Below are 14658 nucleotides of genomic sequence, written 5' to 3'. Positions count from 1 at the left end.
ATAAACCTCCAGCATTGTAAGAGTACCTGCCATGGCCATGAATACCGTTTATTATTTCATAAATTAACTAATTAGAAATCAATCATGTTATATCTCCTAACACAAAAGTTTTTATGTTAGAGGACCTTACATCATTCATGACAAAAAAGTGTTGGCAGACTATTCTAACAACATGCAAAAAATTAAAAAGGCTGGAGGTTCTATAATGAAAAATAAAGTGAGTCTGTTCTCATTTCTGCTGCTGCTTGTGAAAGTTGTCTTTTCAAAAAAAGCCAATATCGGCTGGTAATCGATTTTAACGAATAGCAGGTTGGTATCTATTTAATTTACTAAAGGAGGAGAAGTACTAGATGAAATTGTCAGAACTAAGAAAAAGTGGTCATTCACCGTCATTAGTTGCGTCATTTTTATATTTTGATGTAAGTTTTATGATTTGGGTGATATTAGGTGCGCTAGGAGTGTTTATTACGAAAGACTTCGGTCTATCTCCCGCTCAAAAAGGATTCATTGTAGGGGTTCCTATTCTTAGTGGTTCCTTCTTCCGCTTAATCCTCGGCATACTAACAGATCGAATTGGACCGAGAAAAACAGCCATTATTGGGATGCTTGTAACGATGGTCCCTCTCTTATGGGGTTGGTTATTTGGCAAGACTTTAACAGAGCTTTATTTAATAGGAATTCTTCTTGGTGTAGCGGGGGCCAGTTTTGCAGCAGCCATTCCAATGGCAAGCCGCTGGTATCCTCCTCATTTACAAGGATTAGCGATGGGAATTGCAGGTGCTGGTAACAGCGGAACCCTGTTTGCCACGCTCTTCGGCCCTCGTCTAGCAGAAAAGATTGGCTGGCATAATGTAATTGGATTAGCGATTATTCCTCTTTCTATTGTCTTTATCCTTTATATCATGATGGCAAAAGATGCACCTCTAAAGCCTTCAGCAAAGAAACCAACGGGATATTTCACTGTTTTTAAACAAAAGGATACCTGGTATTTCTGTCTGCTTTACAGCGTGACATTTGGTGGATTCGTAGGGTTATCAAGCTTTTTAAGTATCTTTTTTGTAGACCAATATCAATTATCAAAGGTTAGTGCTGGGGATTTTGTTACTCTGTGTGTAGCAGCCGGAAGCTTTTTCCGCCCTGTTGGCGGGGCGATTGCTGATAAAATTGGCGGCACTCGTCTTTTGACCTTTTTATTTATAGCGGTAGCCCTATGCATGTTCGGTGTCAGTCAGCTTCCACCACTAGCGCTTGTCACCACTTTATTGTTCTTCGGGATGCTATTCCTTGGAATGGGAAATGGAGCCGTCTTTCAATTAATCCCGCATAGATTTAAAGATGAAATAGGGAGGATCACCGGGATTGTTGGAGCAGCAGGCGGCATCGGAGGATTTTTTGTACCTAATATCCTAGGGACACTCAAACAAATGACAGGAACTTATACACCAGGCTTTTTAGTTTATGCCGGAATTGGATTAGCTGGTTTAATCGTGGTCCTGATCGCAAAGCTATCTTGGCAAAAAAGCTGGATAGCAAAGGAAGCTTCTAGGCAAATTTAACCTTTCTCTACAAAACAGTTAATCTTAAAATGAAAAGGGACATTCCACTACAGAGTGTCCCCTTTCTTACTATTTTCAATGAAATAAATCACTAATTACCTCATTTGCAGCCCTTTCTCCCGTTTCAACCGCTCCATTTAAATATCCTGGATATTTAATCGAAGTATGCTCACCAGCAAAGAAGATATTACCTTCCCTTTCCCCCGGAATACCAGCAAATTTTGTAAATTGGCCAACCTTCCAATAGGAATATGCTCCTTTGCTCCATTGATTACTTAACCAGTGATCAACAGTAGATAAGCCATTCCAGTTTATTTCGCAATCAGGCAAAACATGCTTTAACTTGTCCAAAAACTCCCTAGTCCTTTCCTTTAGTTCCCCCTCAGTAGAAGCAAATTGGCCTGCCGCGGTATCTGCACCCGTAAAGTTGACAAGGATTCCGGATGTACCAGGCTGTGCACGAGAGGACTCAAAGGTCTGCTGATAGCCAGTATCGGAAAAAGTTTCGCCATTATTTCCAATCTTATTCCAGAATCGATTGGTAAATTGGACATGAAGTTTCGTGTTAACTCCCATTCCAAGCTCCTCAATTGCTGTTTTTTTCAATGAACAAAATCTTGCATTCTCATAATCTATCAATCTTAAAATTCGAAAGGGTATCGTCAGAATTACCTTATCTGCCAAAACTTCAAATTCCTTATCAGCTTCCCGAAAATGAAGTTTTACCCCATTCTGGGCCTGTTCTATCTTTATTAATTTAGAATTAAATCTAATTTGTCCATTAAGGCTTTTTGCTAATAGCGCAGGGAGTTGGTCATTGCCACCCCTTATATGAAAGCATTCATCTGAATCTCCGTAAATTTGAAAGCGGTCCGATTGTGCAAATCCTAATAAATAAAGTAGATTTAATGCACTTTGTTGATTGGCATCAGCACCGTTTTCAATTGTATAGGCAACTTCTAATAGTTTACCAAATTTAGAATTGATCCCTCCTGGCACGATTTCATTAATATAATCCATAACGGACATATGATCTAATTCATATCCACGCTTCGTGTAGTGATTATAAAGCGTCATTTCGCCTGCTTCTTGTAAATCCTTTTTTAATTTAGGATAGATCTTTTTAAAATCATTTGTTACATCAGTAAAAGAATAAGGACCGCCATCCATAAAATAAGAAGGCTGGGTACCTGCGGATTCTGCCATGGGTAAATGATCAAGTTTTAATCCAAACTCACTTACCAATCCCAAGATCTCCTTATGGTTAGTGTCAATAAATTCACCTCCACGTTCGACAATTTGTTCTTCTTTGAAGAAACCTTTCCTCGTCCAACAACGTCCGCCAACCCGGCCCGTTGCTTCATAAACCATAGAGGGAATTCCAGCCTGCTTAAGACGATAGGCACAAGTGAGCCCCGCCAAACCTGCTCCCACAACGACCACTCTGGGAGAATTCCCCTTACTCCTGTTGAAATTCATTATTTGGTCAATTTCCTCTTCTGTTGTAAAAAAAGTTTTTACAGGCTCATCCTCGTGTATGAATGCTTGTCCAGTCTCTATTTGATTCTCAAGCTCATTACTTGCCCTTGCAAAAGACTTCTGCAACATATTTGCCAATGATGTTCGTGCCAATAAACCACCTCTTTATGCAAAAATTAGACCATGCTGATCATCCATTTTATTTACTATCGTAAAATAGTAATGATCTTTAATAAAATATGCATAGCTTTTTTAATTTGCTTAGGCAATTAGGTGGTTCTGCGTTTTATAAAAGCTGTTCTAATCTCTCCAAATTGGATAATTTACTTTTTAACCATCTCTATTTCAATAATCCCCATTATTTTTTCGTGACTATTTTACTCATTCATAAGTCACTAAATCATGCATTTTACAAGCAAATATACATATAAACGATACCTTATTCTTTTAATAATCTATCTTTTCTAACTATAAACAGTAACAATCGAGTGAAATTTTGGTATTATCTCGGTATAATCGAAATAGTAATAAATACTCTAATAAATACTAGATTTTTAATAATTTTAATATTAAGAATCTTCCAATTATCCTTGAGGTGAAGGTCTTGCGTAAAGTTAAAGTCATCATTGGAAGCAGTCTTATTGTTATCATGGCGGTGGTATTTGCTGGGATGTACTATCATCAGTCAACCAAGTTCAATGCGCATGTCATGATCAATAACACAAAGGTTGGCGGATTGACTGCTGACGAAGCATTAAAAAAATTAAGATCCGATGTATTAAAAAACCATGTCTTTATCGGAGAAGATCGAATTTTCGAGGGAAAAGATACGAAAATGGAATTTACCAGTCATGATTTACCTAGTGTAAAGAAATTGTTAAAAAGCCAACAGACCTTTTGGCCATCTTCAAAGGAAAGAAACTTTTCACTACAACCTGGAAAAGTAGATCAGTACCGAAATCAAACGATGAAAAAACTTGTAGAGGAAAAACTCCTTTTTCTAAATAAGAGCTTATTAGCTCCCAAAGATGCGGAAGCCCGTTTAGAGCAGGGCAAAATAGTCGTCTCTAAAAGTGTTGGCGGGATGCAGTATGATGTTACTCAATTATTAAAGGATTATCAGAAACAGGAATATACAAGTGAAATCCATTTGAAGCCTGAATACATACAGCCGATCAAAGAGGAAAGTCCCATTATAGTAAAAGAAGAAAAAAAGCTTCAGGACCTTGTCCATCGTAATGTTGATTATAAAGTTCAGGATATAGTTTATACTTTACAAGGCAGTGATTTAATTCAAAACGCAGCAGTCACAAGAGATTTGAAGGTTACCATTAACTCAGAAGACATAAAAAACAGGATTAAGGAAATTAATGACTCTCAATCCACTTTAAATAAAGATTTCCAATTTAAAACCCATTCAGGATCGGTTGTTTCAGTAAAAGGAGAATCCTATGGCTGGGCCATTAATGTCACCAAGGAAACAAAGCGGGTCCAGGATGCCTTCGAAAATGGGGAAAAGGCACTTGAGGCCGACCATATTTATGGAGTTGGCTGGAGTACATACGGCACCGGCTATAATGCAACAAGCAACAATGGAATTGGCGGTACCTATGCTGAAGTGTCCATTGCCGAACAGCGTATTTGGCTATATAAAAATGGGAAATTAACCTTTACAAGCAATGTAGTCACCGGCAGACATAATACCCATGAAGATACCCCGAAAGGAATATGGTATGTTATGTACAAAGAAACACCATCCATCCTTCAGGGAAGTGAAGTGGGAAATGCAAATTATTCTGTTAAGGTGCAATATTGGGCACCATTTACCCTTAGTGGATGCGGGTTCCACGATGCGAGCTGGCGAAGAAACTGGGCAAGTACCGCTTACCTGACCGCAGGATCTGGCGGCTGTGTCAACACCCCATCAAGTGTGATGAAGGTCGTGTATGACAATCTTAGCAAAAATGAACCAGTTGTCGTTTATTAAACGTGATTAATCCAATTAGTGATAGCCGTTAACGGCCAAAAAGGCAAAAAATCGTTATCGACGATTTTTTGTTTTTTTATTTGTCTATCAAATGAAATAAAAGACAAATTCACTTTAGATATTTAATTTAACAAAAAAGAGGCTCGTCACAGACAAGTCTCCTCAAGGTATCTATTATGTTTATACTCTACTAAACTCATCAGGATCTGCAAACATACGTTTATCCTGATTCAAGGCGTTTATTTTATCCATATCTTCTTGTGAAAGTTCAAAATCAAAGACATCCGCATTTTCAACAATTCGGTGGGGCTTAACAGACTTCGGAATGGTTACCACCCCTGTTTGAATATCCCAGCGGATAATCACTTGAGCAGTGGATTTACCATACTTCGCCGCAATTTCAACTAATGCAGGCTCGTCTAGAAGACCTCCTTGCATTAATGGCGACCACGCTTCGAGCTGTATTTCATTTTTCCTACAAAAATCATGTAATTCCCTTTGATTAAACCGTGGATGATATTCTACCTGGTTAACCATTGGTTTAATTTCACAGTTATTCAAAATATCTTGAAGGTGATGGACTTTAAAGTTACTTACGCCAATGGCACGAACGCGGCCATCCTTATAGAGTTTTTCCAGCGCTCTCCATGTATCTAGGTATTTCCCGTGGGATGGAAGCGGCCAGTGAATGAGAAGAAGGTCTAAATAATCTAACCCTAGCTTTTCCATACTGACATCAAATGCTTTTAATGTCTCTTCAAATCCTTGATCAGCATTCCAAATTTTCGTGGTAATAAAGAGCTCCTCACGGGGAACGTTTGATTCAGCAATCGCCTGGCCGACACCTTCTTCATTTTTATAAATTGCAGCTGTGTCAATGCTTCGATAGCCAGCCTCAAGAGCTGCTTTAACGGATTTGACAACTTCTTCTCCGTCTTTTACCAAAAAAACACCTAAGCCTACCCATGGCATTTTGACACCATTATGTAATGTCGTAGTACTTTTTAGACTAGTAATCATAAATTCTCTCTCCTTCATAATCGATTAATAGTTACGAATTTAAGTTTTATTTCTTTACATAATCTCTCCACTTATGAACAGGCTGCCAATTTAACAGCTTTTTTGCTTTTTCATTGTTTAACAATGGGGCGAAACCTGATAAATCCTTACGGAAATCCTTAACAGCCGGATAGCAAATTTCCATTAATTGCTTGCTGTCAATATCCATACTGGTTTCATCCGCGCCAATATTAAGGGCAACTGATCCGAGTCCGTCTGTCTCAATGGCCAACCGGTAAGCAGTTGCAGCATCTCTTGTATCAATATAACTCCAAAGAATGGTCCTTCTTTGTTCAGGATCATGGATAAATCCAGGGAAATTTTTATACATTTCTGGAGAAATGACATTTCCTAATCTGAATGACACCACTTGCATGCCTGTTCTTCGGTGAATCATATCGGCCGTTTTTTCATTCACAATCTTGGATAATCCATAGCTTTCTTCCGGCAATTGTGGATGTTCCTCATCTATCGGTACATATTGAGGCTGCAGATTCTGCTTTGAAAAACAAATACCATATGACGACTCACTTGAAGAAATGACAGCTTTTTTAATTCCTAAATTACCCGCGGCTTCTAAAATGTTATAGGTGGACATGACATTGTTCTGGAAGGTCACTTCGTTTGGATGCGAGTAAGCAACTGGGATAGCGGCAAGATGAATGACAGCATCCGCACCAGCCAATACGCCATATACCTCACCTAGATTTGTTAAATCGGTAATAATGGTCCGACAAAGCTGTTCATTAGGGTATTTTATATCGGCATTTACAACCTCATAACCATGGTCTAGAAATTCCTTTATGACATCCCGTCCCAGAAGTCCGCTTCCACCTGTTATTACTACTTTTTTCATGTCTACCCCTCCCTTTCTAACAACTACTAGTCAGTGTTTGACATTCGTTTGTTGTTTGCATAAACTAAGTATATTATAAAATTTATTATTTTCAAACAAATTTGCCCTATTTTTTGTTCTATATAAAACGCTTCCCTTTATTTGCACATTCTTCATGACTAAAAAACAATTAAAATCTTAAATTGTAAGGAGACTAAAACATGGAAAAAATCGTAAAACCCAATTCACCTTTAGTGGAACATATCTATACAGCCGACCCTTCGGCCCATGTATTCGAGGGTAAAATTTATATCTATCCTTCCCATGACCTTGATCATGACGGACCTCTAACTCATAACGGGGAACACTATGCGATGGAAGATTATCATGTCCTGTCAATCGAGGATTTTAACTCGCCATGTATAGACCACGGGGAAGTACTTCATGTAAAGGATGTACCGTGGGCAAAGAAACAGTTATGGGCACCAGATGCTGCCTATAAAAACAATAAATATTATTTATTTTTCCCTGCCAAAGATCACGATGATATTTTCAGAATAGGAGTTGCTACTAGCTTACATCCTGCTGGCCCTTTCACACCAGAAGAGAATTACATACCAGGCAGTTTTAGCATTGACCCCGCTGTTTTAGTGGATGATGACCAAAAGGCCTATATGTATTTCGGCGGACTGTGGGGCGGTCAATTAGAGAAATGGCGGACGGACACTTTTCTTCCTGATGGGGATGGCCCGGCTGAGTCAGAACCCGCTTTAGGGCCCATGGCAGCGGAATTAACTGAAGATATGCTGGCTTTTAAAGAAAAACCACAACAGATTTCCATTGTGGATGAAGAAGGGAATCCAATCCTTGCTGGGGATGAGGATAGAAGATATTTTGAAGGCCCATGGGTCCATAAGTACAAAGGAAATTATTATCTCTCTTATTCTACTGGAACTAAACATACCATCGCATATGCCATGAGTAAAAGTCCACAAGGTCCATTTGTTTTCAAAGGGACCATTCTAACTCCTGTAATAGGATGGACGACCCATCATTCGATTGTGCAATTTGGCGATAAGTGGTATTTATTTTATCATGATAGTTCTTTATCAGATGGAGTAGACCACCAGCGCTGTGTAAAATACACCGAACTAAAATATAACGACGATGGGACCATTCAAACGATTCATCCCTATAATGAAAATGAATAGAAATGGTAACACACACAAGTGAAAATATATATGAGCAGTTAAAGAAGGTGTCCCAAAAGTATAACTTTTAGGGGCATCTTCTTTCTTATCAGTCTGTTGAGTCTGTTGACTCGCACCAGGTGCTTAAGCGCCTGTGGGGTCTCCCCTGCCCCGTACTCCCTAGGAGTCTTCGCGCCCTTACGCTCCAATCAACAGAGTGTGCAAAAATTATACATCAATCACCTTTTAAGTCAGCGTTTTTATTACATAGCGGAATTGGAGGAAATGAACAGTGATTACATTTAGTATTATTGGCGGTGCCAGTTTTCGAGCACAATATTATTTGAGAATTGCCCAGGCTCTTCCTGATTTATTTCGTGTTAGCGGAATGGTTGTAAGAGATGGAGCTAGCGGGAAATTGTTAGAACAGAAATGGAATGTCTCAACCTATCGGACTTTAACTGAACTCTTGGAAAACGAAAACCCAGATTTTGTGGTCGTATCGGTTAGTGGATCGGCCATCCCTGAATATCTACTTCTATTAGGAGAACTGGGTATCCCTGCATTGGCGGAAACTCCACCGGCATCATCAGTTGAGGGGTTATTATCGCTGCACGAGAGGCTTACCTGTAAAGGAGCTAAAATACAGGTTGCTGAACAATATCATTTACATCCAATCCAAGCAGCAAGACTTTCTATGATTCAATCTGGAAGATTAGGGAACGTCACACAAGCCACCGTTTCTATTTCTCACTTTTATCATGGTATAAGCATAATGAGAAAAATGCTGGGCGTTGGCTTTGAGGAAGCGACGATTAGAGGAATGAGATTTGAAGCGCCCATCACGGCCGGCCCTGATCGAGGCGGGGCTCCAAGAGAAGAAAAAATCATCATGGCTGAACGTGACATAGCATGGCTAGAATTTGATCAAAAGTTAGGAATCTATGATTTTACTAAGGATCAGCATCGTTCATGGATTCGCTCCAACCACTTATCGGTTCGTGGAGACCGCGGGGAAATTTTCGATAACCGCTTGACTGTGTTGGCGGACTATTCTACACCTGTTCACTTGGAATTCAAGCGCATCAACAAAGGTGAGGAAGAAAACCAGGAAGGATACTTCCTTGATGGAATCCTAGCTGGGGAGCAATGGGTGTATCGCAATCCTTTTATACCGGCACGGCTTTATGATGATGAAATAGCTATCGCTTCCTGCTTGAAAAAAATGGGGGAATATCTAGCGGGTGGTCCAAGTTTTTATAGCCTGCCTGAAGCGTCGCAGGATCAGTACCTAGGCCTTATGATGGAAAAGGCGATTCGTTCTTCAGAGACCGTAAAGACCGTATGTCAGCCCTGGGCCGACTAAGCTGAAGGGTGGTACGGCGGCTTGACCTCCAACGACTGTAAACACCCCGATCCACATAGAATTAAGCACTATCGCCTCACGAAAGGATAAAAAATACCAATAGTTTAGTAGAATTTTCTCTTAAAGTGAGGTCCGAAGTACTATAGCAGAAAATGCCAATCTTAGGAAGTAAGTGTTATGATATATATATAATACTAGAAAGGAGCATCAGGATGGACCAGGATATTTTAGTTCGGAATAATGTCAAGGTCAAAGGCAAAGGCAGACAAACGATTATTTTTTCTCCCGGCTTTGGCTGTGATCAAACAGTTTGGAAGGCGGTTTGTGACGCATTCGAAAAGGATTACCAAGTCGTTTTATTTGATTATGTAGGTTCGGGGCGTTCAGACATTCGTGCCTATGATTCAAAAAAATATAGTAGTCTTCAGGGCTATGCACAGGATGTATTGGACATTTGTTCAGCCTTAGATTTAAAAGAAGCTGTATTTGTAGGACACTCTGTTGGAAGTATGATTGGTATACTGGCATCATTGAGTCATCCTGAGTACTTCTCTCATCTTGTAATGATTGGCCCTTCTCCACGCTATCTAAATGACCCTCCGCATTATTACGGAGGCTTTCAAAAAGAGGAGCTTTTAGGCTTAATTGAGATGATGGAGAAAAATTACATAGGCTGGGCGAATGTTTTTGCACAGGCGGTAACGAATAATCCGGAGCGGCCGGAGGTTAAACTTCAGCTGGAAGAACGGTTTTGTTCCACTGACCCTATTATTGCGCGTCAATTTGCAGAGGCTGCCTTTTTCGCAGACAACCGCAGTGATTTAAAAAAAGTAACGGTACCATCACTTATTCTACAATGCTCAAATGATATTATAGCTCCTGTAGCAGTGGGCGAGTACATACATCAGCATCTGCCTAACAGTATGTTGAAAATAATGGAGGCAACAGGACATTGCCCACATATGAGTCATCCCGAGGAAACCATCCTCCTCATCCGCCAATACCTGAAGGAAGCATCGATAGCTGGCAGCCTAGCGTTTAGGGGAGTTACTACTTAATGGACGAACAACTCGATCATGCACCTTGTGGATTTCTAACTCTATCTGAAGATGGTATTATTTTATCCATTAATCACACATTACTTAAAATACTTGATTACACCCAAAATCCCTTACGAGGACAGCATATCAATTCTATTCTCACCGTCCCTGCCCGTCTGTTCTTTCAATTCTACTTTTTCCCATTAATAAAACTTGAACAAAAGGTAGAGGAAATGTATATTTCGCTAGTGTCCAGTAAGGGAGAAGAGATTCCTGTTCTAATCAATGCTCTTCAAAAAAGGGGAAAAGAGACAACCGTATTGGAATGCATTTTGATCCCCATGCGCAAAAGAAACGAATATGAAAATGAATTGCTGCTAGCAAAAAGGCAAACAGAAGAGGCATTAAAAGCAAAGGATCAAGCGAATGCAGAATTAGAGGCGACTCTTAAAAAGCTGGAAATGCAAAAAGAAGAACTGCTTGAACTGAACAAACAAAATCAAAAATATAAAATCGAAACAAAGAAAGAGCTGGAGCTTGCTAGAATCATCCAAGAAACATCATTAACCAAACCGATTAACAATGGAAAAGTTCAAATGGAAGTATTTTACAATGCCTCTAGTGAATTATCCGGTGACATCTACGGGATTTACCAAGTGGATAAGCATACCTATGGAGTTATTCTGCTTGATGTTATGGGTCACGGGATTTCTTCAGCTTTGATTACGATGACTCTTCATTCTCTGTTTCAAAGATTACTATCCGCAGGTGTGGCCGTTGATATTGTGATGAAAGAACTGGATCGCCACCTTCACAAATTGTTTCAGAACAATGAGGAGGCTAGGCATTATTCTACCGCTATCGTTCTTTCAATTGATACAGATAAACAAATAATCGAGTATATCAATGCAGGTCATCCGCCTGCTCTATGGCAGGGCTCTGACGGAAAACAATATGAATTATCTTCTACAGCCCCGCCACTTGGAACCTTTGAGGGTATAGAATTTAAGGCAAATACATTCACCTTCAAAAAGGGAGGCAGATTGCTCCTGTACACAGACGGTGTTGATCCCCTCGCGTCAAATCATTTAGCTCCCTTATTAAGGGAGACGGTCACATTACCTTTATTAAAACTAAAAGAAAAAATTTTACAGTCGCTAAATCAGGAAAAAAATCTCTACCTTAAAAGCGATGATGAAAGCTTTATACTCATCGACCTAAACTAAAAAACAACAAAAAAAAATGTCCACGCTGAGTGGACATTTTTTACTATTTGTCTTTTTATGGTGTCAGGCACCAAAAATTATAATAAGGATTCTGCCCCGTCAATATAGACTTCGCTTCCTGTGATGTGGCTTGATTGGCTGGAGGCTAGGAATAGGACTAGGTCGGCGACTTGTTCAGACGATCCTGCTTTATGTTCAAGCGGCTGGCTGCCTTGCGGATATTCAACAGGTATTTCAACCTTTTTTAAATTCTCTTTCTCTTTCCATGTATTCTCATTGATGTTCGTATCTATAGCCCCTGGACAGACCATATTGACTCTAATCTTATAGTTAGCAAGCTCTAGTGCTGCCATTTTCCCAAAGCCCATCTGACCGATTTTGGATGTACTATATGCAGACATGCCAAAGTTTTTATATACTCTGTTTCCATTGATAGAACTAGTAATAATAATACTTCCACCATTAGACTTCAAATGAGGAATTGCATATTTGACAGTTAGAAAGGTACTAGTTAAATTATTGGAGATAGTCAATTCCCAATCCTTCGGGTTCAAATCCTCGATTGGAGCAACTTCCCCATTAATACCAGCATTTGCAAAGACAACATCTAATCTTCCCCACTGGTCAACCGTTCGTTTGTAACATTCCTCTACTTCCTCTGGATGAGAAACATTGGCTTCTAGGACTAGTGCTTCACTGCCCATTTCTTCGATTTGCTGTTTCACTTCTTCCACATTTTCTTTATGCAAATCGACTAGGGCGATCTTGCCTCCATTTTGCGCCAGCTTGATAGCCGCTGCCCTGCCTATCCCTGATCCGGCCCCTGTAACAAAAGCAACTTGATTTTGAAGTAGTTTCTCCACGTAATAAAGCCTCCTTAATTAATGATGTATTTTGTACTATAACCATCCTCAAGGTTTTAAAACGGGAGAAACAGATTATTTTAAAAATGATTCGAACGTCCTGCCGTCCGTTACTCTACCGAAATAATCCCACTTTCGCCCTGTGAAACTTTCCCTTGTTTCTTTATATTTAATCTGGTTAAGTTTGTAAAAACAACAGGAGAAACGGTTGACGTTGCTGAAAGCTTAATCTTTTCTAAATCAAATTTTATCATTTCCTGGCCTTTCGAGATTGAATCCCCATCCTTAACAAGGACAGTAAAACCTTCCCCTTTTAAATTTACGGTATCCATACCAATATGAATCAAAATCTCATATCCCTGTTTTGATTTAAGGCCGATTGCATGTTTCGTTGGAAAAACATTGATCACTTCTCCATCAACAGGAGAAACTACAGAACCCTTGGCAGGAATAATCGCAAAGCCGTCACCCATCATTTTTTGTGAAAATACTTGATCCTCTACTTCAGTGATTGGAATTATTTCCCCTTCAATCGGCATCACAAAATCTTGTTCACTTAACGGCAGATAGTTTTGAGCTTCAGCAGTCAAATCTTGCCCAGACGAAATACTTACTGACTTTGTATCCAATCTCTTCATGGCATCCGCTACAAATTCAACCTCTGTCCCGACAATGATTTGAAGGTTTGTTTTGTTTAATTTCATAACGCCCTTTGCACCATGTGATTTTAACGCAGAATCTCTAACTTTATCCATGTCCTTAATATTTAAACGAAGACGTGTGGCACAATTATCAATATTTGTAATATTTTCCTTACCGCCAATATCATTGATAAAATGATATGCCATCGTTTCAAATTTGTTTGTCCCTGCAACTGATTCAATCGTTTCTTTTTCTTCCGGTTCCTCTTCTTCATCTTCACGGCCAGGCGTTTTAATATTAAACGCTTTAATTACGCCATAAAAAACAACAAAGTAAACAACTCCATAAATGATCCCAACCAGTAATAAAAGCAGCGGCTTTTGCGCAATATTATAGTTTAAAATATAGTCGATAGCGCCGGCTGAGAAGGTAAAGCCGTCCTTAATTCCTAACAAAGTTACGATTACAAATGAAAGGCCCGTTAATAAGGCATGAATTCCATACAGCAGTGGAGCAATAAACATAAATGAAAATTCAATTGGTTCTGTAATACCTGTAATGAATGAGGTGAGTGCTACCCCGATAAACATCCCAGCAATCGCTTTTCTTTTTTCTTTCTTAGCAGCTGCAATCATTGCAAGGGCTGCCCCAGGTAATCCGAACATCATGATCGGGAAGAAGCCTGTCATATAGGTTCCAGCCGTTGGGTCGCCTGCAAAGAAGCGGGCAATATCTCCTGATTTACCCTGGAAGGTCCCAAATTGAAACCAAAACAAACTGTTTAAAACATGGTGAAGACCAAGCGGGATTAACAGACGGTTTAGGATCCCAAAGATCCCTGCTCCAAGTGCCCCTAAACCAATGATCCAGTTACCGACCCCATTAATAGCATCTTGAATCGGCGGCCAAATAAATCCAGCAATTCCAGCAATGATGACCATTGTTACGGAAGTAATAATCGGTACAAATCTTCTTCCACTAAAGAAACCTAACCATTCAGGTAATTTGATATCATGGAAACGGTTGTATAATAGTCCGGAAATAATCCCAGTAAGAATTCCTCCTAGAACACCCATATTTATATCTTTATCAATGGCTAATGTTCCTTGTGTTAAGACCAAGTAACCAATCGCCCCTGATAATGCTGCAGCCCCGTTACTATCCTTTGCAAATCCCATCGCAACACCAATAGCAAAAATTAAAGCTAAGTTTGCAAAAACAGCATTACCTGCATTTGCGATAAAGGGAATATTCAGCAAGTCTGGCTGACCAAAACGTAATAACAGACCAGCAGCTGGTAAAACGGCGATCGGAAGCATTAACGCCTTCCCAATCCGTTGTAAAAATCCTAACATGAAGCATCTCTCCTCTTTTTATGTGTAAGCGTTTTATATCACAGGGACCATCATACCATC

General features: G+C 39.6%; 11 protein-coding genes. 6 read left to right on the top strand and 5 right to left on the bottom strand.

What is annotated here, in order from left to right; translation table 11 throughout:
* The first annotated feature begins 350 nt into the window (after window positions 1-350).
* Window positions 351-1556 carry an MFS transporter gene (locus ACZ9EE_RS16440; RefSeq protein ID WP_476028635.1) on the top strand — a complete coding sequence of 402 codons (1206 nt, stop codon included), beginning with the start codon at window positions 351-353 and terminating at the stop codon, window positions 1554-1556.
* A gap of 75 nt (window positions 1557-1631) precedes the next feature.
* Here the strand turns inward: ACZ9EE_RS16440 and ACZ9EE_RS16435 are convergent, their stop codons facing one another.
* Window positions 1632-3188: a flavin monoamine oxidase family protein gene (locus ACZ9EE_RS16435; protein ID WP_476028633.1), complete on the bottom strand. Its 1557-nt coding sequence runs from the start codon at window positions 3186-3188 to the stop codon at window positions 1632-1634.
* A 496-nt stretch (window positions 3189-3684) separates the two neighbouring features.
* Here ACZ9EE_RS16435 and ACZ9EE_RS16430 point away from each other — a divergent pair, with 496 nt between their 5' ends.
* Window positions 3685-5022 (top strand): L,D-transpeptidase family protein, encoded by a 1338-nt coding sequence (locus tag ACZ9EE_RS16430; protein ID WP_476032983.1) that lies wholly within the window; start codon window positions 3685-3687, stop codon window positions 5020-5022.
* 180 nt (window positions 5023-5202) lie between these two features.
* On the opposite strand, the gene ACZ9EE_RS16425 is transcribed toward ACZ9EE_RS16430, so the two are convergent.
* Window positions 5203-6042: an aldo/keto reductase gene (locus ACZ9EE_RS16425; protein ID WP_476028631.1), complete on the bottom strand. Its 840-nt coding sequence runs from the start codon at window positions 6040-6042 to the stop codon at window positions 5203-5205.
* 46 nt (window positions 6043-6088) lie between these two features.
* A complete protein-coding gene (locus ACZ9EE_RS16420; protein ID WP_476028629.1) occupies window positions 6089-6937 on the bottom strand; it encodes an NAD-dependent epimerase/dehydratase family protein in 849 nt (282 codons plus the stop codon).
* A 200-nt stretch (window positions 6938-7137) separates the two neighbouring features.
* Between ACZ9EE_RS16420 and ACZ9EE_RS16415 the strand changes: the two genes are divergently transcribed.
* The 4 genes from ACZ9EE_RS16415 to ACZ9EE_RS16400 all read left to right on the top strand — a co-directional run bounded on the left by ACZ9EE_RS16415 (window position 7138) and on the right by ACZ9EE_RS16400 (window position 11738).
* Entirely contained in the window at window positions 7138-8127 is a 990-nt protein-coding gene (locus tag ACZ9EE_RS16415) for a glycoside hydrolase family 43 protein (RefSeq protein ID WP_476028627.1), read from the top strand.
* Window positions 8128-8398: 271 nt separating this feature from the next.
* Window positions 8399-9472 (top strand): Gfo/Idh/MocA family protein, encoded by a 1074-nt coding sequence (locus tag ACZ9EE_RS16410; RefSeq protein ID WP_476028625.1) that lies wholly within the window; start codon window positions 8399-8401, stop codon window positions 9470-9472.
* A 212-nt stretch (window positions 9473-9684) separates the two neighbouring features.
* Window positions 9685-10530 (top strand): alpha/beta fold hydrolase, encoded by an 846-nt coding sequence (locus ACZ9EE_RS16405; protein ID WP_476028623.1) that lies wholly within the window; start codon window positions 9685-9687, stop codon window positions 10528-10530.
* On the top strand, window positions 10530-11738 hold the full coding sequence (locus ACZ9EE_RS16400) for a PP2C family protein-serine/threonine phosphatase (protein WP_476028621.1): 1209 nt from the start codon (window positions 10530-10532) through the stop codon (window positions 11736-11738). The genes ACZ9EE_RS16405 and ACZ9EE_RS16400 overlap by 1 nt, the downstream gene beginning before the upstream one ends.
* A 77-nt stretch (window positions 11739-11815) precedes the next feature.
* On the opposite strand, the gene ACZ9EE_RS16395 is transcribed toward ACZ9EE_RS16400, so the two are convergent.
* Both ACZ9EE_RS16395 and nagE read right to left on the bottom strand, forming a co-directional pair.
* Window positions 11816-12601, bottom strand: a complete 786-nt coding sequence (locus ACZ9EE_RS16395; RefSeq protein ID WP_476028619.1) for an SDR family oxidoreductase — start codon at window positions 12599-12601, stop codon at window positions 11816-11818.
* A gap of 110 nt (window positions 12602-12711) precedes the next feature.
* Entirely contained in the window at window positions 12712-14598 is a 1887-nt protein-coding gene (gene nagE / locus ACZ9EE_RS16390) for an N-acetylglucosamine-specific PTS transporter subunit IIBC (protein ID WP_476028617.1), read from the bottom strand.
* Between the last annotated feature and the right edge of the window lie 60 nt (window positions 14599-14658).

This window comes from Bacillus sp. URHA0034, assembly GCF_056280405.1.
The sequence above is the reverse complement of the archived record's forward strand: the minus strand, read 5'-3'. Positions and strand labels throughout refer to the sequence as shown.